Raw genomic sequence first — 23870 nt, 5'->3', positions numbered from 1 at the left:
GACTTACCTTATGATATTTTTTGACAGTAGATACTCTATTAGTTGCTGGACAGAACATTCCAACGACTGCTCAGAAGTATTTAAACATATTTCTGGGTTAATTGGGGGCTCATACGCAGAATCAATGCCGGTAAAATGTTTTATCTCGCCTGCACGCGCTTTTTTATACAGTCCTTTTGGGTCTCTCTGCTCACAAACGTCGAGTGGAGTATCAAGGTAAACCTCAATAAACTCACCTTCAGACACCAAGTCACGAACCATATCTCGCTCGGCTTGAAAAGGCGAAATAAAAGCGGTGAGCACGAGCAGTCCGGCATCGACCATTAGCTTACTTAACTCACCAACCCGGCGAATATTTTCGACACGATCAGCATCGCTAAATCCTAAATCTTTACAGAGCCCATGTCTGACATTATCGCCATCTAATAGATAGGTATGTATATTTCGCGCTAACAGTGCATGTTCTAAGGCATTGGCTACAGTACTTTTCCCCGAGCCTGAAAAGCCAGTAAACCAAAGTATACAAGGTCTATGAGCTTTTAATTGGCTGCGTTTGGTTTTATCTACGGCATAGTGATGCCAAACAATATTTTCGTCCATATTCTGCTCTGTTAAAATGGAAAGACAAATGGAATTACAATGAGTACCGTTGCGGAATAAATCAACGACAAGGGCAGCCCTATGGTGATGTAGTCACGAATACGGTAGTTGCCTGCGCTATACACCATTAGGTTTGTTTGGTAACCAAATGGTGAAATAAAACTTGCTGATGCACCAAACGCGACCGCCATCACAAAAGGCAAGGGGTTGACCCCAAAGCCGCTCGCGAGTGCATAGGCAACCGGAAATGACAGTGCGGCTGCCGCGTTGTTAGTAATAAGCTCTGTAAATACTACCGTCATCACAAAAATAGCGATAAAGGCACCATAAGGACCAAAATCTCCGAGTAGCCACAGCAGGCTAGATGAAATTTCAGCTGCCAACCCGGTTTCAATCATGAGTTTGGCGAGCCCAATTGCACTGCCGACGATCGCGACCAGCTCGATGGGAAAGCGACGTTTCATCTCAGGTACTTTAATAGTACCAAGTAGTACAAGTGCGCCTAATAAAACAATTAGCCCTTTAACTAGCGGCACAATACCAAAGATACTCAAGCCAATGACGGTGGCAAAACTAGCCAACACCGTATTAGACTTATTGCTAGAAAGGTGTGCTTGAAGGTCTAGTCCTGAAATATAGACAAACTCGCGTTTCAGGTTTGGCAGTGCATAAAAGTCACTACTCGGTGCCAAAATTAATGAGTCACCTGCTTGTAACTTAACTTGCCCGATCCCTCCTTGTAGTCGATCATGTCCACGACGAATGGCGATAATCGCAGCATGAAACTGTTCTCTAAAGCGGATCTCTTTAATGGTTTTCCCTAAGAATCGAGACGATTGGCTAACAACGACTTCGACTAAATGCTCCACGTCTTTTTCGTGTTTATCATGGACTATCTTGAGTCCATCAAAACGTTGCAAGAGGGGGACTGAATTGATGTCTCCAACAAATAATAATACGTCGCCTGAAAGGATCTCTTGTTGTGGCGTAACTGCACAAATACGCCTTTCTCCACGTATGATTTCGGCAAGGAATAAGTCTTTCAAGTCGCGTAGACCATTTTCCTCTACGGTACGACCGACGAGTTTTGAGCTAGGCTCTACTCTTCCTTCAAGATAGAACGGCACCACTTCGTCATCATTTTTTCCATTATCAGGCAAATACTTAAGCATGATGGTGATAGTCACCAAACCAACGGCCAAAACCGCCAGTCCTACCAAGGTAAAATCAAAGAAGCCAAATGGCGCCATACCAGCTTCAACAGCAAAACCATTGACGATTAAGTTTGTTGATGTCCCTATTAATGTCAAAGTTCCACCTAAGATGGCGGTATATGACAATGGGAGTAGAAGCTTAGAGGGGGCGTGGGTTTTACTCTCCTTAACCTTAGTAATGAGAGATGCCACTACAGCTGTATTATTGGTAAAAGAAGATAAAAATGCAGTTGATAGTCCAAGCTTTAAAACCGCTTTTGTTAAGCTCCCTTGTGCCATTGACTGGGCAAGTTTGCTTACCAGCGTTGTTTTTTCTATTGCTATGGAAACCAAAATGAGCAAAACAAGCGTGATCAACGAAGGATTAGCATAATTGGCTAGCATGGATTCTAAATCGATCAATCCAGTCAAATAACTCGTTGCAATTGCACCTGTAAACAGCCAAGCTGCGTTAATACGTGTGGCAAATAGACACACGATTAACGCTAGCATAATGCCTGTTAAAATGACTTGTTCCATAATACTGTCATACCTCGACTAACAGGCGCTGGTGCATTATTTTAATTTCGAAATATCAAGCGCTTGCCAATGTGGAAAATGCTTGCGAACTAATGCGTTAAACTCAATCTCAAAGTCGCTAAATTGACTTGAGGATGTGGTGGTCGCAGTTTGTACCTCTGCGACCATACCTGCACCAATGGTTAGGTTGGTGAGGCGGTCAATTAAAATGAACGAGCCAGTCTCATGATTGCGGCTATACTCGTCAGCAACTACATTTTCAGTCAGCTCGAGTGTTACAATGGCAATTTCATTTAATGACAATGAATCTGCCTGGCCATGCTCAAGAGTATTGACATCAATGGTATAGTCAATGTGCGTTATGGTTGCAGTGGTTTTCTTGCTACCTAGTTTGATATTGTAGCTCTTACCAAGTTGTAGCGGCGTTTCATGCATCCATACAAGCTTAGCACTAAGTTTATTGGTAACTTGAGCGCTGGAGTTGGCTGGCACAATGACATCTCCACGGCTGACATCTACTTCGTCATTGAGGGTGATGGTGAATGCTTGACCCGTTTCTGCCTGTGCTAGGTTACCATCAAATGTCACCAACTCTTTAATCGTTGACGTTTTGCCTGAAGGTAGGATCTTAACGGCGTCACCTACACGTAAGTTGCCAGATGTTAGGGTTCCCTGAAATCCACGAAAATCTAAGTTTGGTCGCACTACATACTGTACTGGGAAGCGCGCTTCGAATGTGTGATTCGGTTCTGCTGCCGGAGAATCTTCGAGTAGTTCAAGTAGTGGCTTATCATTGTAATAAGGTGTTTTTTCTGAGCGATTAACAACGTTGTCACCTTTCAATGCAGACATGGGTACAAAGCGAATATCTTCTACATTCAGTTGCTCAGCAAACTTTAAATAGTCAGCTTTAATGCGTTCAAAAACGGCTTCTTCAAAGTCAACAATATCCATTTTGTTTATCGCGACTACAAACTGCTTGATGCCTAAAGAGTCACAGATAAAACTATGACGCTTTGTTTGTACTTGAACACCATATCGGGCATCAACCAGAATAATGGCTAAATCACTGGTCGAGGCTCCTGTTACCATGTTGCGGGTGTATTGCTCGTGTCCCGGCGTATCGGCAATAATAAATTTACGCTTCGCTGTCGAGAAATAGCGGTAAGCCACATCAATGGTAATACCTTGTTCACGCTCAGCCTGTAAGCCATCAACAAGTAATGCTAAATCTAGCTCTTCACCAGCATTGCCAACTTTTTCATTGTCTTTGTGTAGTGCCGCTAGTTGGTCTTCATAAATTTGGTGACTGTCGTGGAGCAGGCGACCAATCAGTGTTGACTTACCGTCATCAACGCTGCCACAGGTCATCATGCGCAACAAGCTTTTGTCTTGTTGACGCGTTAAATAGGTTTCAATGCCTAATTCTTTTACTTCATTTGCCGTTGACATTAGAAATACCCCTCACGCTTTTTCTTCTCCATTGACCCTGCTGAATCATGATCAATGACTCGGCCCTCACGTTCTGACGACGTTGATAGCAACATCTCTTCAATAATACCAGTTAATGTATCTGCTTCTGACTCAACAGCGCCCGTTAGCGGGTAGCAGCCAAGTGTTCTGAAGCGTACAGATTTCATTTCCGGCACTTCACCTTCAGCAAGTGGCATACGATCATCATCAACCATGATAAGTGTACCGTTTCTTTCTACTACCGGGCGGGGCTTAGAGAGATACAACGGAACGATTTCAATTTGCTCTTGATAGATGTATTGCCAAATATCAAGCTCAGTCCAATTAGATAATGGGAATACGCGGATGCTCTCACCAGGATTCACTTGGCCGTTATAGGTATTCCACAGCTCTGGTCGTTGATTTTTTGGATCCCAGCGGTGATGTTTATCTCTAAATGAGTAAACTCGCTCCTTTGCTCTGGATTTCTCTTCATCACGACGGGCGCCGCCAAATGCAGCGTCAAAGCCATATTGGTCAAGAGCCTGCTTTAGGCCTTGTGTTTTCATAATGTCGGTATGCTTGGCGGAGCCGTGGACGAAGGGGCTAATATTCATTTCGAGCCCTTCAGGGTTTTTGTGCACAAGCAATTCAAAGCCATATTCTTTTGCTAAGCGATCGCGAAATTCAATCATCTCTCTGAATTTCCAGTTAGTATCAACATGGAGCAAAGGAAATGGTATTTTTGCAGGGAAGAATGCCTTTCTCGCCAGGTGCAGCAGTACCGAAGAGTCTTTGCCAATAGAATACAACATTACTGGGTTTTCAAACTCAGCGGCAACCTCACGAATAATCTTTATGCTCTCAGCTTCTAATTGCTGGAGATGAGTTAAAGCCATGATTTATGTCCTACTTATAAATTTAACTATCTTGTACAGTGATTACGCAACTTGCGTAATCGGTTGAGCGAAACTGCTTATTTGATTGTTCTGATTAAACCAAGCTAGTTGCTCATGTAATGCAGCGACCTCACCGATTATCAGCAGAGCAGGCGAGCATATACTATGTTCATCGATTGCTTTGGCTAATTGGTCAAGCTGTGTTCTTATTACCCGCTGTGATTGTCGCGTGCCATTCTCAACTATGGCGACAGGGGTGCTAGGTGAACGACCATGCGCAAGCAATTGTGCTTGAATATGGGGAGATTTGATCACACCCATGTAAACCGCGAGGGTTTGGTTGGCTTTCGCTAACCCCTCCCAATCTAATTCTTGGCCATCTTGTTTACAGTGGCCAGTAACGAATTGGATCGCTTGAGCATGATCTCTATGCGTTAGCGGGATCCCTGCATAGGCGCTACAGCCAGCTGCTGCTGTGATCCCAGGTACGATTTGATATTGGATCCCATGCTCTGCAAGTACTTGAACTTCTTCTCCACCTCGGCCATAAATAAAGGGATCTCCCCCTTTTATACGACAAACTTTCTTGCCTTGTTTTGCGAGATCTAACAGAATTTGATTGGTTTGCTCTTGCTTTACACTATGGTTGCCTGCTTTTTTACCGACGCAGATCAAATCAGCGTCGCGACGTACAAGTTCCATGATTTCATCAGAAACTAAGTAATCATACACCACAACATCTGCTTGTTGCATTAGTTGTAATGCCTTAAGCGTCAGTAGCTCTGGGTCTCCAGGGCCCGCACCGACGACATAAACCTCGCCTTCAGGTGAAGGAGTACTTGCTAACATGGCTTCAAGTTGCATTTGTGCACTTTCATTATTGCCAGCTTGTACTTCACTAACTACATTTGAATCGAAAACTGATTCCCAAAATTGTCGTCTATCAGCAAAGTGCTTAAACCGTGACTTTACCTTATGTCTAAATTGGCCCACTAAATTCGCAAGTGGGCCGATATGTTGAGGTATCAGTGTTTCTAATTTTTCACGTAAGCGCCTTGCAAGTACCGGAGCTGTGCCTGCACTGGATATGGCGATGGTAATTGGATTTCTGTCGACAATAGAGGGGAAGATAAAGTTGCACTTCGGTTGGTCATCGACAACGTTAACAAATAGGTTACGTGCTTCTGCTAATTGCGCGACTTCGGCGTTGACAGCTTCAATGTCGGTGGCTGCAATTACCAGCATCGCATTATCTAAATCTGTTTCGTCAAACTTTTTATTTCTAAGTGTCACTTGAGCTTCGGCAGCAAGTGTTTCAAGTTCAGAGCAAAATATTGGAGCGACTAACGTAATAGCTGCGTTTACTTTCAAGAAGGCACGACACTTTCTTAGTGCAACTTCACCACCGCCTATGATTAACACAGGTTTATTTTCTAATTTGGTAAAAATAGGCAAGTATTGCACAGCGACCTCTTAACTTTTTGATAATGGATGTCAGACCGGTGTCCAGCATCATTGATAGTTGGCAGCATATAGAGTTGCAAAACGAGGAAAAAATAATTTAAACCGACCCCATATAACCAAAAGTTATAAAAATCACGGTTTAAATTAATTTTTCTATTTTTTCATGCGGTTAAGTTTGTTTTGACCCAGCCTAAGTTAATATATAGCCTTTGGTTATGAGTTATTCATTATAAAGTAGCAAGAGCCACAGTATGGGTAGTTATCCATCAAAGAGCGGACATTTGTCCTATTGCTGTTTTAGCGTATGCTTTTAACTTGGCTTTCTAAATACAGTGAAAAGGAAAACAATAATGACAGTTAAAGCTGATGCTCAGCTGGCACTGAGTTTGATGGATTTAACCTCGTTGAAAGACAATGACACTACGCAAAGTATCATGGCGTTGCTAGACAGCATAGATCCAACTATTGGTTTACCTGCCGCCATTTGCGTGTACCCACAATTCGTCACACTGGTGAAGCAGCAACTGCAAATACGCCAGTGGCAAACAATAAAAATAGCAACGGTTACAAACTTTCCGTCAGGGGAACAAAAGCTAGAGCAAGTACTGAAACAGACTCAGCAGGCTATTGCCGATGGCGCTGATGAGATAGACCTGGTATTGCCTTATCAACAATTGATAGCCGGAGACCCTGATACGCCATGGCAATATGTACAATCTAGTAAGGCGCTGTGTGCGGGGAAAGCCAAACTAAAAGTGATTATTGAAAGTGGTGTGCTAGCAACATCTAAGTTAATTGCAGAAGCGTCGCAATTAGCCATTATGGCGGGTGCTGACTTTGTCAAAACAAGTACAGGCAAGGTTACGGTGAATGCGACACCTGAAGCGGCTGAAGTGATCTTACAGGTCATTAAAAATAGCGGTAAAGACGTTGGTTTCAAAGCGGCAGGTGGCGTAAAGTCTGTGACTGAAGCCCAAGTCTATTTACGCATGGCAGAGGATATTATGGGCGCAAATTGGTTGAACGCTGATAATTTTAGGTTCGGTGCTTCAAGCTTATTGAGTGATGTTGCAGTGGTTGTAAATGGACAGAGCAAGCGAAGCTGAAAAAATTAAATTAGAGCATGATGCCGTGAAACTGTTTTTACGTTGCTATGAAGAACAGTTTTCGGTACCTATGCGTCATATTTGGCATAACCAGCCAAATAAGCCGGATGTGAGCTGCTATCAAGGAGAATACAAACTTGATATAGAGGTTGCCCATTTTTATGCCAGCGAACAAGAAGCCATGGCGGTGCTCGGGCGTCCATTATCACTTTCTATTCAACGCGAATTGGCGGCAATGAGTCAAACTGTTAATAGCGATCCTTTAAGTATCGGGCTGCAACGTCTGTTAAATCAAAAAGCTAAAAAGAAATATGATTCAGAGCGCGTATGGCTACTAATTCGAAATGCTAGCCCCATTTATCATAGTGAGGATTTTAAACGTCTCAAAAACAGCTGGGCGATACCGGATAGCCATCCATTTGAGGAGGTTTGGCTACTTTGTGATTTTTATCAAGGGGAGCTTTTGCAGCTTTTTTAATCGCGATACAAATTCAAGATCTGATTAATTGCTACTTTGCACATCTTTTACACTTGTTTTCGTTTGCTTCGTCAGTATAATGGGCATCCACTTTGCAGGGGCGTAGTTCCAATTGGTAGAACAGCGGTCTCCAAAACCGATGGTTGCGGGTTCGAGTCCTGCCGCCCCTGCCAATTCAGCAACAAGTCCACATTTAAAATAACGTGACCCAAAACCACTTAAGTCGCTTATTTGTAAATTTGGATTGAATGGATTTACCCTGTTCTATGCAGGGTTGTTGTGTCTGTATTTAAGGTAAAATTGATTATGAGCACTAATGTTGAAAACTCGTCAAGCTCGATGGACACGGTAAAGTGGCTAGCTGCTATTGCACTTCTAACTGGTGCCGTAGTTGGTAATTATCTATATGCCGATTTATCTGTTTTAGTACGCGCTGTTGGCGTAGTTGCGGCTATCGCTGTGGCTTTGGGCATTTTGGTAACGACTGAGAAAGGCCGTACCTTTATCGCTTTTGCTAAAGAATCACGTATTGAAGTACGTAAAGTTATCTGGCCAACGCGTCAGGAAGCGACTCACACTACTTTCATCGTGATCATTGCAACGGTGATTATGGCATTAATCCTATGGGGATTAGATGGTATACTTTTCCGTGCAGTAGGCTTTTTAACTGGATTGGAGATCTGATCCCATGTCGGATGAGAATAAAGAAAAGAAATTACGTTGGTACGTGATCCAAGCGTTTTCAGGTTTTGAAAAACGCGTAGCACAAACCATTATCGAGCATATTAAAATCGAAGGGCTAGAAGACCTATTCGGTGAGATCCTTGTGCCGACTGAAGAAGTGGTTGAAATGCGTGCAGGTCAGAAACGTAAATCTGAGCGTAAATTCTTCCCTGGCTATGTCTTGGTTCAAATGGTAATGGACGATGCGTCTTGGCACTTGGTGAATAGCACACCACGTGTAATGGGCTTTGTTGGTGGTACGTCAGACCGCCCTGCACCAATCAGTCAGAAAGAAGCTGATCGTATTCTTAACCGTCTGCAAGAAAACGCGGAAGCACCGAAACCAGCGACATTGTTTGAACCTGGTGAAGTCGTTCGTGTTACCGATGGTCCATTTGCTGACTTCAACGGTGTGGTTGAAGAAGTGGATTACGAAAAGAGCCGCTTAAAGGTATCGGTACTTATCTTCGGTCGTTCAACGCCTGTAGACCTAGAATTTGGTCAGGTTGAGAAAGACAAGTAAAATCTAACTTGAAAAAGTTGTCAAAGGCCGCTGATTAATCTATAATCAGCGGCCTTTTTGTTATTGCGTAAAAAACGCGACAAAAAGACTGTTTTTTTAACTGGGAAGCCGTTTGAGTACGCGTCCTCGCGCGCACGAGGCAAAGACCCACAATTGAGGTATTATCATGGCTAAGAAAGTTGAAGCTTTAATCAAGCTACAAGTTGCTGCTGGTATGGCTAACCCTAGTCCTCCAGTAGGTCCTGCACTAGGTCAACACGGTGTGAACATCATGGAATTCTGTAAAGCGTTCAACGCACGTACAGAGTCTCTAGAGAAAGGTGCACCTGTTCCTGTAATTATTTCTGTTTACAGTGACCGTTCATTCACTTTTGACATGAAGACTCCACCTGCTGCATACCTTCTTAAGAAGGCAGCTGGTATCAAGTCTGGTTCTGGTCGTCCTAACACTGAGAAAGTTGGTACAGTTACTCGTGCTCAACTTGAAGAGATCGTTGAGATGAAACGTCCAGATCTTACTGCTGCTGATATGGATGCAGCTGTACGCACGATCGCAGGTTCTGCACGTGCAATGGGCTTGAACGTAGAGGAGTAATAGAGAATGGCTAAATTAACTAAGCGTATGCGTACTATCCGCGAAAAAGTGGATGTCACTAAAGAGTACGAAATCAACGAAGCTGTTGCTCTTCTTAAAGAACTTGCTACTGCTAAGTTTGTTGAAAGTGTAGACGTTGCTGTAAACCTGGGTATCGATGCTCGTAAATCTGACCAAAACGTACGTGGTGCAACTGTACTACCTCACGGTACTGGTCGTGAAGTACGTGTAGCGGTATTCACTCAAGGTGCAAATGCTGAAGCTGCTAAAGAAGCTGGTGCTGATTTAGTAGGCATGGAAGACCTTGCTGAGCAAGTTAAAAAAGGCGAAATGAACTTTGACGTTGTTGTTGCTTCTCCAGATGCAATGCGCGTTGTTGGTCAACTAGGTCAAATCCTAGGTCCACGTGGTCTTATGCCTAACCCTAAGACAGGTACTGTAACACCTAACGTTGCAGAAGCTGTTAAGAACGCTAAAGCTGGTCAGGTTCGTTACCGCAACGACAAAAACGGTATCATCCACACTACTATCGGTAAAGTAGACTTTGACGCTAACCAACTTCAAGAAAACCTTGAAGCGCTAATCATTGCGCTTAAGAAGGCTAAGCCTTCTACTGCAAAAGGTACTTTTGTGAAGAAAGTAAGCATCTCTACTACGATGGGTGCAGGTGTTGCTGTAGACCAAGCTACACTAAATACTCAAGTAGTATAATTTAGAGTTTGGCGTTTACATGGCGTAAAAATTAGACTATAATTTTGCGCCATTTTGTAGAGAAGTGTGCTTCTTTACAAAGCAAAGAATTCGGGTTGAAGCGTATAATTTCGAAAATTGTTTTCTTAATAGTCTACAATAAATCGATAAATTGCGTTTCCGTCCAAGACCGTAGGTGCAAAAGCTTGCTTTTGCTTAATTAATCGCCTACGTAGACGGTGTGAATCCCAGCTAGATTTTCCTAATCTTCTGGTTCTCGCCGTAAAAAGCAGCTCTACTTCGGTAGAGTAAAGTAGAACTGGGAAGTTTTTCCCAACAAACCAGGAGTAACACCCATGGCTTTAAATCTTCAAGACAAAAAGGCAATTGTTGCTGAAGTCAACGAAGCTGCCAAAGGTGCTCTATCTGCAGTTGTTGCAGATTCTCGTGGTGTGACAGTAGACGCGATCACTGCTCTTCGTAAAGAAGCTCGTGAAGCGGGTGTATGGATGAAAGTCGTTCGTAACACTCTAGCTAAACGTGCTGTTGAAGGCACTGACTATGAATGTCTTAACGAGTCGCTAGTAGGCCCAAGCCTAATCGCTTTCTCTTCAGAGCACCCAGGTGCTGCTGCGCGTATCTTTGCTGATTTCGCGAAAAAGAACGAAGCATTTGAGCTTAAGACTGCTGCATTCGAAGGTGACATCGTTGACGTAGAAATGCTTGCTAAGCTACCTACTTACGACGAAGCTGTTGCACGCTTAATGAGCGCTATGAAAGAAGCGTCTGCCGGTAAATTGTGTAAAACAATTGAAGCAGTACGTGTACAGAAAGCTGAGCAAGCTGCTTAATCCAAGCACCGCTCCTTTCATCAATAAATTTTTAGAACCACTTGGGTTCGTGAATAATTAGGAAATTTGAAATGTCTGTAACTAAAGACCAAATCCTTGACGCGATTGCTGAAATGTCAGTAATGGAAGTTGTTGAACTAGTTGAAGCTATGGAAGAGAAGTTCGGTGTAACTGCAGCTGCTGCTGTTGTTGCTGCTGGCCCTGCTGAAGCTGCTGAAGAAAAGACTGAGTTCGACGTAATCCTAGCTGCTGCTGGCGGTAACAAAGTTGCTGCAATCAAAGCGGTACGTGGCGCAACAGGTCTAGGCCTTAAAGAAGCTAAGGCGCTAGTTGAGTCTGCTCCTGCACCTATCAAAGAAGGTGTATCTAAGGACGAAGCTGAAGCACTTAAGAAAGATCTTGAAGAAGCTGGTGCTGAAGTTGAGATCAAGTAATCTAGCTCCCGCTAGGTTCGCTGCCTGAGAAATCAGGCAAGGGCTGGTGATTATTTAATCACCGGCCTTTTTGCGCTATAGAGCGATGTATTTCTATCGTGCATATAACTTCAAATTTCAGTGTAATTTTCAATAACTTAGATCTTTGTTGAAAATCGCAATGGCGTTTGAAGATACACTGTCTTGGTTACACTAGAACTTCAATAAAGCGCAACTGATGCGTATTAAAGTCCTTAGTTAAGCAAGTTAGTGTGACAATTTAGATGTTGTTATCATGGCTTAGATGCCAGTGAAGTCTGTTCAATTTTGGACAGGTTGGGTCAAAGATCAGCAAGCTGAGGAACCCCATGGCTTACTCTTATTCTGAAAAGAAACGTATCCGTAAGGATTTTGGTAAACGTCCACAGGTTTTGGATATACCTTTCCTACTGCAAATGCAGTTGGAATCGTTCGATAAGTTCATTGCGCCTGACGCTGATGGTGATACTGGACTGGAAGCTGCATTCCGTTCTGTATTTCCTATCAAGAGCTACTCGGGCAATTCTGAGCTTCAATACGTTAGTTATCGTATTGGCGAGCCAGTATTTGACGTTAAAGAATGTCAAATCCGCGGTGTGACATATTCTGCTCCACTTCGCGTTAAACTACGTCTTGTGCTAATGGACAAAGATGCACCTGGCACGGTCAAAGACATAAAAGAGCAAGAAGTTTACATGGGCGAAATCCCGCTCATGACTGACACCGGTACTTTTGTAATTAATGGTACTGAGCGTGTTATCGTTTCTCAGCTACACCGTTCACCTGGTGTATTCTTTGATAACGACCGTGGTAAATCACATTCATCTGGTAAAGTACTATATAACGCACGTGTAATTCCTTACCGTGGTTCATGGTTAGACTTTGAATTCGATGTAAAAGATAACCTTTACGTACGTATTGACCGTCGTCGTAAATTACCTGCATCTATCATCTTACGTGCACTTGAGTACACGACTGAAGAGATTTTGGCACTATTCTTTGAGACAACCAGTTTCGAAGTAAAAGATGGTAAAGTGTTGATGGAGCTTGTACCTTCACGTCTGCGTGGTGAAACCGCAGCATTTGACATCAAAGATGCAAATGGTGATGTACTAGTTGAGCAAGGCCGTCGTATAACTGCACGTCATATTAAGAGTATAGAAAAGCAAGGTATTGATACCCTTGAAGTACCGCATGAGTACATCATTGGGCGTATCGTTGCTAACAACTATATTGACGAGTCAACAGGCGAAATCATTGCAGAAGCGAACGCTGAGCTTTCTCTTGAGCTTATGGCTGAGCTGGTAAAAGCTGGTCACACGAAGATTGATACCCTTTATATCAATGAAGTCGACAGCGGTGCGTACATGTCAGAAACAGTACGTATTGACTCTACAAATAACCGCCTAGAGGCATTGGTAGAAATCTACCGCATGATGCGCCCTGGTGAGCCACCGACAAAAGAAGCTGCAGAAGCGTTATTTGATAACCTATTCTTCTCTGAAGAGCGTTATGATCTATCGACTGTTGGTCGTATGAAGTTCAATAGCCGAGTTGGTTATGATTCAGACGAAGGCGAAGGCACGTTATCTAAAGAAGACATCGTTAGTGTGATGAAGGTGTTAATCGACATCCGTAACGGTAAAGGCGATGTAGATGATATCGACCACTTAGGTAACCGTCGTATTCGTTCTGTAGGTGAAATGGCAGAAAACCAATTCCGTGTAGGTCTTGTACGTGTTGAGCGTGCGGTACGTGAGCGTCTAAGTCTTGGTGACCTAGATAACGTGATGCCACAGGATTTGATCAACGCTAAGCCAATCTCAGCAGCAGTAAAAGAATTCTTTGGTTCTTCACAGCTTTCACAGTTTATGGATCAGAACAACCCGCTTTCAGAAGTAACGCACAAGCGTCGTATTTCTGCATTAGGTCCGGGTGGTTTAACACGTGAACGTGCAGGCTTCGAGGTACGAGACGTACACGTAACGCACTATGGTCGTGTTTGTCCAATCGAAACGCCTGAAGGTCCAAACATCGGTCTAATCAACTCACTATCTACTTACGCGCGTACAAACGACTATGGTTTCTTAGAGACTCCATACCGCAAAGTAGTAGATGGAATCGTTACTGACGATGTTGATTACCTATCAGCAATTGAAGAAGGTCAGTTCGTTATCGCACAGGCGAATACAACGCTAACTGATGATAACCAATTTGCTGAAGAACTAATTCCTTGTCGTTTTAAAGGTGAATCAACCTTTATGCCAAGCGACAGCATTCAGTATATGGACGTATCTCCACAGCAGGTAATCTCTGTGGCCGCGGCACTTATTCCATTCCTAGAGCACGATGACGCAAACCGTGCATTGATGGGATCGAACATGCAACGTCAAGCTGTACCTACACTACGTGCTGATAAGCCGTTAGTTGGTACTGGTATCGAGCGTACACTAGCAAAAGACTCTGGTGTAACTATCGTTGCGAAGCGTGGTGGTATTGTTAAATATGCTGATGCGAGCCGTATTGTTGTTAACGTTAATGAAGATGAGCGTATCCCTGGTGAAGCGGGTATCGACATCTATAACTTAACTAAGTACACACGCTCAAACCAAAACACTTGTATTAACCAGAAACCAACTTGTATGGTTGGTGAGCCGGTAGTACGTGGTGATGTACTTGCTGATGGTCCTTCAACAGACCTTGGTGACTTAGCACTTGGTCAAAACCTTCGTGTGGCGTTCATGCCTTGGAATGGTTACAACTTCGAGGATTCAATCCTACTTTCAGAGAACGTTGTAAAAGAAGATCGTCTAACGACTATCCACATCCAAGAGCTTCAATGTATTGCCCGTGATACTAAGCTTGGCCCAGAAGAGATCACTGCGGATATTCCAAACGTGGGTGAATCTGCACTAGGCAAACTTGATGAGTCTGGCGTTGTATACATCGGTGCTGAAGTGAAAGGCGGCGATATCCTTGTAGGTAAAGTAACACCTAAAGGCGAAACGCAGCTAACACCAGAAGAAAAGCTACTACGTGCAATCTTCGGTGAAAAAGCATCTGACGTAAAAGATAGCTCGCTACGTGTACCAAACTCAGTATCTGGTACAGTAATCGATGTACAAGTGTTTACGCGTGATGGCGTTGAAAAAGACAAACGTGCATTAGAAGTTGAAGAAATGCAGCTTCGTGAAGCGAAGAAAGACTTCAACGAAGAGTTTAGAATCCTTGAAGGCGGTATCCTAACTCACGCTCGTAACCTACTGATCAAAGCAGGTATGAGTGAAGAGCAAATAGCTGGCTTTAATACTGAGAAATTGCTAACGCAAAGTCTTGCGGATGAAGAGCATCAAGCAGAGCTTGAGCAACTAGCTGCACAGTATGACGAGCTTAAAGCTGACTACGACAAGCGCTTCGAGAACAAGCGTCGCAAGATCACTCAAGGTGATGACCTAGCACCTGGCGTACTTAAGATTGTTAAAGTATACCTAGCTGTTAAACGTCGTATCCAACCTGGTGATAAGATGGCTGGTCGTCACGGTAACAAGGGTGTTATTTCAACTATCGTTCCTGTTGAAGATATGCCTTACGATGACAAAGGTCGTACTGTAGACATCGTACTTAACCCTCTAGGTGTACCGTCTCGTATGAACATCGGTCAGATCCTAGAAACCCACATGGGTCTAGCTGCTCGTGGTATCGGTGAACGTCTTGAAGAAATGATGAAAGAGCAACGCGAAATTCATGAGCTGCGTGAATTCATCAAGAAAGCTTACGAAATTGGTGATTGTCGCCAGAAAGTAGATATTGCTAACTTCTCTGATGATGAAATCCGTCGCTTGGCAGCAAACCTTAAAGGTGGTCTACCAATCGCAACTCCAGCATTTGACGGTGCACGTGAAGCTGAAATCAAAGACATGTTAGAGCTTGGTGGTTATCCGAGAAGTGGTCAGGTTACGCTATATGACGGTCGTACTGGTGATGCGTTTGAGCGTCAGGTGACAGTGGGCTACATGTACATGCTGAAACTGAACCACCTAGTTGATGACAAGATGCACGCGCGTTCAACTGGTTCTTATAGCCTAGTAACTCAGCAGCCGCTGGGTGGTAAGGCACAGTTCGGTGGTCAGCGTTTCGGTGAGATGGAGGTATGGGCACTAGAAGCATACGGTGCTGCCTACACGCTACAAGAAATGTTGACAGTGAAGTCGGATGACGTAAACGGTCGTACCAAGATGTATAAAAACATCGTTGACGGTAACCACAAGATGGAACCGGGTATGCCTGAGTCGTTCAACGTATTGTTGAAAGAAATCCGCTCACTAGGTATCAACATCGAGTTGGAAGAAATTTAATCCGACCGCCGCAGTGCGCTGCGGCGTTGCTTAACAGCAACCGGACTGAAAAGAATGTAGGGGTAAACAGCGTTTACCCTCAAGATTAACCTCCGACAGGAGAGCTAAGGTGAAAGACTTACTTAAGTTTCTGAAGCAACAAAATAAGACCGAAGAATTCGACGCAATTCGCATTGGTCTTGCTTCGCCAGACATGGTGCGTTCATGGTCTTACGGTGAAGTAAAGAAACCTGAGACAATCAACTATCGTACTTTCAAGCCTGAGCGTGATGGCTTATTCTGTGCCCGTATTTTCGGCCCAGTAAAAGATTACGAGTGTTTGTGTGGTAAATACAAGCGCTTGAAGCACCGTGGTGTTATCTGTGAAAAGTGTGGCGTTGAAGTAACGCTAACAAAAGTACGTCGTGACCGTATGGGTCACATTGAGCTGGCTAGCCCAGTTGCACATATTTGGTTCTTGAAATCACTTCCGTCACGTATTGGCTTAATGCTAGATATGACGCTTCGTGATATCGAACGTGTACTTTACTTCGAATCATTCGTGGTAACTGAGCCGGGTATGACTACGCTTGAGCGCGGTCAATTACTAGGTGAAGAAGAATACCTAGATGCGCTTGAAGAGCACGGTGATGAGTTTGAAGCTAAGATGGGTGCAGAAGCTGTACTTGATCTACTTCGCGAGCTAGACCTTGGTCAGTTAATCGCTGAAATGCGTGAAGAGTTACCAACAATCAACTCTGAAACCAAGCGTAAGAAAATCACCAAGCGCCTAAAACTAATGGAAGCGTTCCACCAATCAGGTAACAACCCTGAGTGGATGGTAATGAGCGTATTACCAGTACTTCCACCAGATCTACGTCCTCTAGTACCACTAGATGGCGGTCGTTTTGCGACTTCAGATCTGAACGACCTTTACCGTCGTGTAATCAACCGTAACAACCGCTTGAAGCGTCTTCTAGACTTAGCTGCACCTGACATCATCGTACGTAACGAAAAGCGTATGCTTCAAGAAGCGGTTGATGCGCTACTTGATAATGGTCGTCGTGGCCGTGCAATTACAGGTTCTAACAAGCGTCCACTTAAGTCGCTTGCAGACATGATTAAAGGTAAGCAAGGTCGTTTCCGTCAAAACCTTCTAGGTAAGCGTGTTGACTACTCAGGCCGTTCTGTTATCACCGTTGGTCCTACGCTGAAACTACATCAGTGTGGTCTACCTAAGAAGATGGCACTTGAGCTATTCAAGCCATTTATCTACGGTAAATTAGAGCGCCGTGGTATGGCGACAACCATCAAAGCTGCGAAGAAGATGGTTGAGCGTGAAGTACCTGAGGTTTGGGACGTACTAGACGAAGTTATCCGAGAGCATCCGGTTTTACTTAACCGTGCACCAACACTTCACCGTCTAGGTATCCAAGCATTCGAACCAGTACTTATCGAAGGTAAAGCGATTCACCTGCACCCGCTAGTGTGTGCGGCGTACAACGCTGACTTCGATGGTGACCAAATGGCGGTTCACGTCCCACTGACGCTTGAAGCGCAGTTGGAAGCGCGTGCATTGATGATGTCTACCAACAACATCCTAGCACCAGCGAACGGTGAGCCAATTATCGTTCCTTCACAGGACGTTGTACTAGGTCTTTACTACATGACTCGCGATCGCATCAACGGTAAAGGTGAAGGCACTGTATTTAAAGATGCAAAAGAAGCTGAAAAAGCATACCGTGTAGGTGCTGCTGAGCTTCACGCTCGTGTTAAAGTGCGTATCACAGAAGTGACTATCGACGAAGAAACACGTGAGCGCGGCACGTTAACTCACCTAGTAGATACGACAGTAGGTCGTGCAATCCTTTCATTGAATATCCCTGAAGGTTTGCCGTTTGAACTGATCAATAAACCACTAGGTAAGAAACAAATTTCAGGTCTTCTTAATGAGTGTTACCGTCGTCTAGGTCTTAAAGATACAGTTATCTTTGCTGACCAAGTGATGTATACCGGTTTCCACTACGCGATGAAGTCTGGTGTTTCTATCGGTATCAATGACATGGTAATCCCACCAACTAAAGGTGAGATCATCGATCGTGCGGAAGCTGAGGTTGCAGAAATCAACCAACAGTTCCAATCAGGTCTTGTAACTGCCGGTGAGAAATACAACAAAGTTATCGATATCTGGTCACGTGTAAACGAAAACCTTTCTCGCGAGATGATGGCTAACCTTTCAAAAGAAACGGTTATCAACGCTGAAGGTAACGAAGAAGAGCAACCGTCATTTAACTCAGTGTTTATGATGGCAGACTCGGGCGCTCGTGGTAGTGCTGCTCAGATCCGTCAGCTAGCGGGTATGCGTGGTCTAATGGCACGTCCAGATGGTTCAATCATCGAAACGCCAATTACAGCGAACTTCCGTGAAGGTCTAAACGTACTACAGTACTTTATCTCGACGCACGGTGCACGTAAGGGTCTAGCGGATACTGCACTTAAGACAGCGAACTCGGGTTACCTAACTCGTCGTCTAGTAGACGTAGCACAAGATTTGGTTATCAACGAATCAGACTGTGGCACCGAAGAAGGTCTAGTAATGAAGCCGCTAATCGAAGGTGGTGACGTTGTAGAACCACTTCGCGAGCGAGTACTAGGTCGTGTTGTTGCGGAAGATGTATGTAAGCCAGGTACTACTGAAGTACTTGTTGCACGTAACGTAATGCTTGACGAAAAACTGTGTGATCTTTTAGAAGAGCATTCAGTAGACGAAGTTAAAGTACGTTCTGTAATCACCTGTCAAAACGACTTTGGTGTGTGTGCACACTGTTACGGTCGTGACTTGGCCCGTGGCCATATCATCAATCCTGGTGAAGCAGTTGGTGTAATCGCGGCACAGTCAATCGGTGAGCCGGGTACACAGCTTACGATGCGTACATTCCACATCGGTGGTGCGGCATCTCGAGCGTCTGCAGAGAACAGTGTTCAAGTTAAGAACAATGGTAACTTGAAGCTGCACAATGCGAAGTTTGTAATCAATGCTGATGGCAAAATCGTTATCACGTCTCGTTCAACCGAGATCACGATTATCGATGAGCACGGTCGTGAGAAAGAGCGTTATAAAGTACCTTACGGTGCAGTATTAACTGTACAAGATGGTGCTGACGTTAAAGGTAACGACATCGTTGCTACTTGGGATCCGCATAGTCACCCAATCATCATTGAACATGAATCAAAAGTATCGTTCAGCGATATCGACGATTCAAACACTGAAGCACAGACTGATGAGTTAACTGGTCTAACACGTGTGGTTGTTAAGGATCTTGCGAAAGTAAACGCGAAAGAGCCTAAACTAATCATTGAGAACGAAGAGCGTGGTCTTCAAGAGATCCGTCTACCTTCATTCACAACGATTGAAATCACAGATGGTGCAACAGTACTACCAGGTTCTGTACTAGCTCGTATCCCACAAGAAGGTTCGAAGACACGTGACATTACGGGTGGTCTACCTCGAGTTGCTGACCTATTCGAAGCGCGTAAACCAAAAGATCCTGCAATTCTTGCAGAAATCACAGGTACTGTTAGCTTCGGTAAAGAGACTAAAGGTAAGAAGCGCCTTGTGATCACACCTGATGAAGGTGATGCGTACGAAGAAATGATCCCGAAATGGCGTCAGCTTAACGTGTTCGAAGGTGAGCAAGTGGCTAAAGGTGAAGTTATTGCCGATGGTCCAGAATCACCGCACGATATCCTACGTTTGCGTGGTGTTACTGATGTATCTAATTACATCACTAACGAGGTACAAGAAGTATACCGCCTACAGGGTGTAAAGATTAACGATAAGCACATTGAGACTATCGTTCGTCAGATGCTTCGTAAGTGTATCATCCTTGATGGTGGTGACAGCGAATTCCTAGCAGGTGAGCAAGCAGAAGTTGCGCGTGTTAACATCGCAAATCGTGAGCTAGAAAAGCAAGGTAAGATCCCAGCTAAGTTTGAAATTCAGCTGATGGGTATTACCAAAGCATCACTTGCGACTGAGTCGTTCATCTCAGCTGCATCGTTCCAAGAAACAACTCGTGTTCTAACAGAAGCGGCTGTGAATGGTAAGAGCGATGAGCTACGTGGTCTGAAAGAAAACGTAATCGTGGGTCGTTTGATCCCAGCGGGTACAGGTTTTGCTTACCATGAAGAGCGTATCAATCGTCGTAAGCAAGGCGAAGCTGCACTTGAAGAACAAACAGTAAGTGCGGAAGAAGCAACTCAAGCGCTAACAGACGCATTAAACGCTGATTTACTAGGTGGCAACGAGTAATCGAGTCAGTTAGCTAAATAAGTTAAAAGCCGCTGTGCTAACTCCACAGCGGTTTTTTTATGCCTATACTATTATGGTCTATTTAAGGAAAAGCATGCCAAAGTTGCGACCTGTCGTGTTGCCATCAAAACGTCATATGAATATGTATACTGCAATAATCGTTTTTCCGCTAATCCCATAAGATTTGTTAACTTTCAATAAGTTCAAGCTGAAAATAGGCTAGGTTCAAGGTATTTAAAGACCGCTAATGATTACTTTTGGTTGACAGGTTAAACTTTGGTCATTAAAATTCGGCCACCCATTTTAGTCGTTCAATAAATTGAAGCGCGCTTAAATGGTAAGATTTTATTTTTCAGTAGTAATTTATTAATTCAGGAGCTATTTAATGGCAACTATTAACCAGCTAGTGCGTAAGCCACGTCGTAGCAAGGTTACTAAGAGCAACTCAGCTGCTCTTAAAGCTTGTCCACAAAAGCGTGGAGTATGTACTCGTGTATATACAACGACACCAAAGAAACCAAACTCTGCATTACGTAAAGTAGCGCGTGTTCGTCTAACGAACGGTTTCGAAGTAACTTCATACATTGGCGGTGAAGGCCACAACCTTCAAGAGCACAGTGTAATCCTAATCCGTGGTGGTCGTGTTAAAGACTTACCAGGTGTGCGTTTCCACACAGTTCGTGGTGCGCTTGACTGTGCGGGTGTTAACGACCGTAAGCAAGGTCGTTCTAAGTACGGTGCAAAACGTCCTAAGGGCTAATGGTTCTCCGTTAGTAAGGCCAAGCACTTAAGTTTTAAATTTTTATATATTGTTTTGGGAATCCGTGTAACACACGGACCTGAAGATACCGGAGAAAGAAAATGCCTAGAAGACGCGTAATAGGTCAACGTAAAATTCTTCCAGATCCGAAGTTCGGATCAGAGCTTCTTGCTAAATTCGTTAACGTAGTAATGCTTGACGGCAAGAAATCTACTGCTGAAAAAATCGTATATGGTGCGCTAGACGTGGCTGCTGAAAAATCAGGCAAGTCGCACCTAGAAATCTTTGAAGCTGCACTTGATAACGTTCGCCCACAGGTAGAGGTTAAATCTCGCCGTGTTGGTGGTTCAACGTACCAAGTACCAGTAGAAGTACGTCCAGTGCGTCGTAACGCACTAGGTATGCGTTGGTTGGTTGAAGCTGCTCGTAAGCGTGGCGAAAAATCAATGGGTCTTCGTCTTGCTCAAGAGATGATCGACGCTGCTGAAAACAAAGGCACTGCGGTTAAGAAACGTGAAGACGTTCACCGTATGGCTGAAGCGAACAAAGCATTCGCTCACTACCGTTGGTAATCTGCTAACACCCTTTAAGAGGATATTATGGCACGGACAACTCCTATTGAGCGCTACCGTAACATCGGTATTTGTGCTCACGTAGATGCGGGTAAAACAACTACGACCGAGCGCGTACTTTTCTATACTGGTCTTTCTCATAAGATTGGTGAAGTACACGACGGTGCCGCAACTATGGACTGGATGGAGCAGGAGCAAGAGCGTGGTATCACGATCACTTCTGCTGCAACAACGTGTTTTTGGAAAGGGATGGATGCTCAGTTTGATGAGCATCGTATAAACATCATCGATACTCCAGGACACGTAGATTTTACTATCGAAGTAGAGCGCTCATTGCGTGTACTTGATGGTGCTGTTGTTGTGTTGTGTGCTTCATCAGGTGTGCAACCGCAAACTGAGACGGTTTGGCGTCAGGCAAATAAGTATGAAGTGCCACGTATGATTTTTGTCAATAAGATGGATCGTACGGGTGCAGATTTCTTGTCTGTAGTTGAGCAGGTTAAAAAACGTCTTGGTGCTACACCTGTGCCTATTCAGTTGCCGATTGGTGCTGAAGACGAATTTAAAGGTGTTATTGACCTCATCAAAATGAAAGCGATTAACTGGAATGAAGAAGACCAGGGGATGACTTTCACTTACGAAGAGGTCCCTGCAGACCTTCAAGAGCTTGCTGAAGAATGGCGCTCTCATCTAATTGAGAGTGCAGCAGAAGCTTCTGAAGAACTAATGGAAAAATATCTTGAAGATGGTGAGTTGAGCGAAGAAGAGATTAAATCAGCCCTTCGCCAACGCACATTGGCCAATGAAATTGTGCCTATGACGACAGGTAGCGCATTCAAGAACAAAGGTGTTCAAGCTGTGCTTGACGCTGTAATTGAATTCATGCCGTCGCCTACTGAAGTAAAGGCTATCCAAGGTGTCTTAGATGACGAAACCGAAGATACGCGTGAAGCTGACGATAATGCACCGTTTGCGGCGCTTGCATTTAAGATCGCAACCGATCCATTCGTCGGCACACTTACTTTCTTCCGAGTTTATTCTGGTAAAGTGAGCCAGGGTGATTCGGTACTAAATCCTGTTAAAGGTAAAAAAGAGCGTTTTGGACGTATTGTTCAAATGCACTCTAACTCGCGTGAAGAGATTAAAGAAGTTCATGCGGGTGACATCGCGGCTGCTATCGGCCTAAAAGATGTAACTACTGGTGATACACTTTGTGCTCAAGAAGCGCCAATTACGTTAGAACGTATGGAATTTCCTGAGCCCGTAATCTCAGTCGCAGTAGAACCTAAAACAGTAGCTGACCAAGAAAAAATGGGCGTTGCACTCGGTAAGCTTGCAGCAGAAGATCCTTCATTCCGCGTAGAAACGGACGAAGAATCAGGTCAAACGATTATCTCTGGTATGGGTGAGCTTCACTTAGATATCATTGTCGATCGTATGAAGCGTGAGTTTAACGTTGTGTGTAACGTTGGTAAGCCTCAGGTTGCATACCGTGAAACTATCCGAGCTTCTGTTGAAGCTGAAGGTAAGTTTGTGCGTCAATCTGGTGGTCGTGGTCAATATGGTCACGTTTGGTTGAAGCTAGAACCAATGGATGTCTCTGATGACGATGCGCCAATATATGAATTCGTTAACGAAATCGTAGGCGGTACAGTACCAAAAGAGTATATCCCAGCGGTTGATAAAGGGATTCAAGAGCAGATGAAGCAAGGTGTTCTTGCTGGTTATCCGCTATTGGGTGTCAAAGCCACTTTGTTTGATGGCTCGTTCCACGATGTCGATTCAAACGAGATGGCGTTTAAAATCGCCGGTTCGATGGGCTTTAGAAATGGTGCGCTAGAAGCAAGTCCAGTTTTACTTGAGCCTGTCATGAAAGTAGAAGTAATCACCCCTGAAGAAAACATGGGTGATGTAGTAGGCGACTTAAACCGTCGTCGTGGCATAATTGAAGGCATGGAAGAAGCATTTGGTGGCTCTAAGCAAGTTAATGCTCAGGTACCGCTTTCTGAAATGTTTGGTTATGCAACAGATTTACGCTCTGCTACTCAGGGTCGCGCATCATACTCAATGGAGTTTCTAAAGTATGCTGAAGCGGCTAAAAATGTAGCTGATGCAATAATTGCAGCTCGCGCTGTTAAGTAATTTTAGTTCGGTCCGGTCTTAGGGCTGGACTTTAATTTCTTTATAGGAAATTTTAAAATGGCAAAAGAAAAGTTTGAACGCGTAAAACCGCACGTAAACGTAGGTACAATCGGCCACGTTGACCACGGTAAAACAACTCTAACTGCAGCAATCACTAACGTACTTGCAAAAGTATACGGTGGTG

General features: G+C 44.1%; 19 protein-coding genes and 1 tRNA gene. 15 read left to right on the top strand and 5 right to left on the bottom strand.

Translation table 11 applies throughout. The features are described 5' to 3' along the window. Positions 1-3: 3 nt before the first annotated feature. From cysC to cysG, 5 genes are read right to left on the bottom strand one after another with little or no spacing between them, the layout of a single operon-like run. The gene (cysC, locus tag F9Y84_RS12270; protein ID WP_147389247.1) at positions 4-600 is read right to left on the bottom strand and encodes an adenylyl-sulfate kinase; all 597 of its coding nucleotides are present in this window, start codon (positions 598-600) and stop codon (positions 4-6) included. An 11-nt stretch (positions 601-611) separates the two neighbouring features. Further along, entirely contained in the window at positions 612-2336 is a 1725-nt protein-coding gene (locus F9Y84_RS12265) for an SLC13 family permease (protein WP_176033321.1), read from the bottom strand. Positions 2337-2369: 33 nt separating this feature from the next. Further along, on the bottom strand, positions 2370-3785 hold the full coding sequence (cysN, locus tag F9Y84_RS12260; RefSeq protein ID WP_147389245.1) for a sulfate adenylyltransferase subunit CysN: 1416 nt from the start codon (positions 3783-3785) through the stop codon (positions 2370-2372). After that, the gene (gene cysD / locus F9Y84_RS12255; protein WP_125251547.1) at positions 3785-4684 is read right to left on the bottom strand and encodes a sulfate adenylyltransferase subunit CysD; all 900 of its coding nucleotides are present in this window, start codon (positions 4682-4684) and stop codon (positions 3785-3787) included. Before cysD ends, cysN begins: the two co-directional genes overlap by 1 nt. 42 nt (positions 4685-4726) lie before the next feature. Beyond that, positions 4727-6148, bottom strand: a complete 1422-nt coding sequence (cysG, locus tag F9Y84_RS12250; protein WP_147389244.1) for a siroheme synthase CysG — start codon at positions 6146-6148, stop codon at positions 4727-4729. A 350-nt stretch (positions 6149-6498) separates the two neighbouring features. On the opposite strand from cysG, the gene deoC reads away from it, so the two are divergent. The 15 genes from deoC to F9Y84_RS12175 form a co-directional block, all read left to right on the top strand. Next, complete coding sequence (gene deoC, locus F9Y84_RS12245) at positions 6499-7254, top strand: deoxyribose-phosphate aldolase (RefSeq protein WP_147389243.1); 756 nt, start codon at positions 6499-6501, stop codon at positions 7252-7254. Further along, a complete protein-coding gene (locus tag F9Y84_RS12240; RefSeq protein WP_125251550.1) occupies positions 7232-7732 on the top strand; it encodes a hypothetical protein in 501 nt (166 codons plus the stop codon). The genes deoC and F9Y84_RS12240 overlap by 23 nt, the downstream gene beginning before the upstream one ends. A gap of 96 nt (positions 7733-7828) precedes the next feature. Further along, positions 7829-7905: transfer RNA gene (locus tag F9Y84_RS12235), tRNA-Trp, on the top strand. 133 nt (positions 7906-8038) lie between these two features. After that, positions 8039-8416 carry a preprotein translocase subunit SecE gene (secE, locus tag F9Y84_RS12230; RefSeq protein ID WP_147389242.1) on the top strand — a complete coding sequence of 126 codons (378 nt, stop codon included), beginning with the start codon at positions 8039-8041 and terminating at the stop codon, positions 8414-8416. A 4-nt stretch (positions 8417-8420) separates the two neighbouring features. Next, positions 8421-8978 (top strand): transcription termination/antitermination protein NusG, encoded by a 558-nt coding sequence (gene nusG / locus F9Y84_RS12225; RefSeq protein ID WP_010376230.1) that lies wholly within the window; start codon positions 8421-8423, stop codon positions 8976-8978. A gap of 166 nt (positions 8979-9144) precedes the next feature. After that, on the top strand, positions 9145-9573 hold the full coding sequence (gene rplK / locus F9Y84_RS12220) for a 50S ribosomal protein L11 (protein WP_099642992.1): 429 nt from the start codon (positions 9145-9147) through the stop codon (positions 9571-9573). A 6-nt stretch (positions 9574-9579) separates the two neighbouring features. Further along, positions 9580-10284 (top strand): 50S ribosomal protein L1, encoded by a 705-nt coding sequence (gene rplA / locus F9Y84_RS12215; protein WP_125251551.1) that lies wholly within the window; start codon positions 9580-9582, stop codon positions 10282-10284. A gap of 335 nt (positions 10285-10619) precedes the next feature. After that, the gene (gene rplJ / locus F9Y84_RS12210) at positions 10620-11114 is read left to right on the top strand and encodes a 50S ribosomal protein L10 (protein WP_147389241.1); all 495 of its coding nucleotides are present in this window, start codon (positions 10620-10622) and stop codon (positions 11112-11114) included. Positions 11115-11185: 71 nt separating this feature from the next. Next, complete coding sequence (gene rplL / locus F9Y84_RS12205) at positions 11186-11548, top strand: 50S ribosomal protein L7/L12 (RefSeq protein ID WP_125251553.1); 363 nt, start codon at positions 11186-11188, stop codon at positions 11546-11548. Positions 11549-11895: 347 nt separating this feature from the next. Next, complete coding sequence (gene rpoB / locus F9Y84_RS12200; protein ID WP_125251554.1) at positions 11896-15921, top strand: DNA-directed RNA polymerase subunit beta; 4026 nt, start codon at positions 11896-11898, stop codon at positions 15919-15921. Between the two features lie 109 nt (positions 15922-16030). Next, entirely contained in the window at positions 16031-20212 is a 4182-nt protein-coding gene (gene rpoC / locus F9Y84_RS12195) for a DNA-directed RNA polymerase subunit beta' (RefSeq protein WP_147389240.1), read from the top strand. 385 nt (positions 20213-20597) lie between these two features. After that, the gene (gene rpsL / locus F9Y84_RS12190; RefSeq protein ID WP_010387308.1) at positions 20598-20972 is read left to right on the top strand and encodes a 30S ribosomal protein S12; all 375 of its coding nucleotides are present in this window, start codon (positions 20598-20600) and stop codon (positions 20970-20972) included. Positions 20973-21073: 101 nt separating this feature from the next. Next, entirely contained in the window at positions 21074-21544 is a 471-nt protein-coding gene (gene rpsG, locus F9Y84_RS12185) for a 30S ribosomal protein S7 (protein ID WP_099031881.1), read from the top strand. A gap of 27 nt (positions 21545-21571) precedes the next feature. Continuing rightward, on the top strand, positions 21572-23686 hold the full coding sequence (gene fusA, locus F9Y84_RS12180) for an elongation factor G (RefSeq protein ID WP_125251556.1): 2115 nt from the start codon (positions 21572-21574) through the stop codon (positions 23684-23686). 57 nt (positions 23687-23743) lie between these two features. Further along, a partial coding sequence (locus tag F9Y84_RS12175) for a GTP-binding protein (protein WP_033023824.1) occupies positions 23744-23870 on the top strand: 127 nt, incomplete at its 3' end.

The organism is Pseudoalteromonas peptidolytica (assembly GCF_012641745.1).
Classification (GTDB): domain Bacteria; phylum Pseudomonadota; class Gammaproteobacteria; order Enterobacterales; family Alteromonadaceae; genus Pseudoalteromonas; species Pseudoalteromonas peptidolytica.
Note: the sequence above shows the minus strand (reverse complement) of the source record. Positions and strands in the feature narration are given on the sequence as shown.

Excerpts from the sequence above, each read along its gene's own strand:
- cysC (WP_147389247.1), bottom strand. The coding sequence starts at position 600 with ATGGACGAAAATATTGTTTGGCATCACTATGCCGTAGATAAAACCAAA.
- cysN (WP_147389245.1), bottom strand. The coding sequence starts at position 3,785 with ATGTCAACGGCAAATGAAGTAAAAGAATTAGGCATTGAAACCTATTTA.
- cysD (WP_125251547.1), bottom strand. The coding sequence starts at position 4,684 with ATGGCTTTAACTCATCTCCAGCAATTAGAAGCTGAGAGCATAAAGATT.
- deoC (WP_147389243.1), top strand. The coding sequence starts at position 6,499 with ATGACAGTTAAAGCTGATGCTCAGCTGGCACTGAGTTTGATGGATTTA.
- F9Y84_RS12240 (WP_125251550.1), top strand. The coding sequence starts at position 7,232 with ATGGACAGAGCAAGCGAAGCTGAAAAAATTAAATTAGAGCATGATGCC.
- secE (WP_147389242.1), top strand. The coding sequence starts at position 8,039 with ATGAGCACTAATGTTGAAAACTCGTCAAGCTCGATGGACACGGTAAAG.
- nusG (WP_010376230.1), top strand. The coding sequence starts at position 8,421 with ATGTCGGATGAGAATAAAGAAAAGAAATTACGTTGGTACGTGATCCAA.
- rplK (WP_099642992.1), top strand. The coding sequence starts at position 9,145 with ATGGCTAAGAAAGTTGAAGCTTTAATCAAGCTACAAGTTGCTGCTGGT.
- rplA (WP_125251551.1), top strand. The coding sequence starts at position 9,580 with ATGGCTAAATTAACTAAGCGTATGCGTACTATCCGCGAAAAAGTGGAT.
- rplJ (WP_147389241.1), top strand. The coding sequence starts at position 10,620 with ATGGCTTTAAATCTTCAAGACAAAAAGGCAATTGTTGCTGAAGTCAAC.
- rplL (WP_125251553.1), top strand. The coding sequence starts at position 11,186 with ATGTCTGTAACTAAAGACCAAATCCTTGACGCGATTGCTGAAATGTCA.
- rpoB (WP_125251554.1), top strand. The coding sequence starts at position 11,896 with ATGGCTTACTCTTATTCTGAAAAGAAACGTATCCGTAAGGATTTTGGT.
- rpsL (WP_010387308.1), top strand. The coding sequence starts at position 20,598 with ATGGCAACTATTAACCAGCTAGTGCGTAAGCCACGTCGTAGCAAGGTT.
- rpsG (WP_099031881.1), top strand. The coding sequence starts at position 21,074 with ATGCCTAGAAGACGCGTAATAGGTCAACGTAAAATTCTTCCAGATCCG.
- fusA (WP_125251556.1), top strand. The coding sequence starts at position 21,572 with ATGGCACGGACAACTCCTATTGAGCGCTACCGTAACATCGGTATTTGT.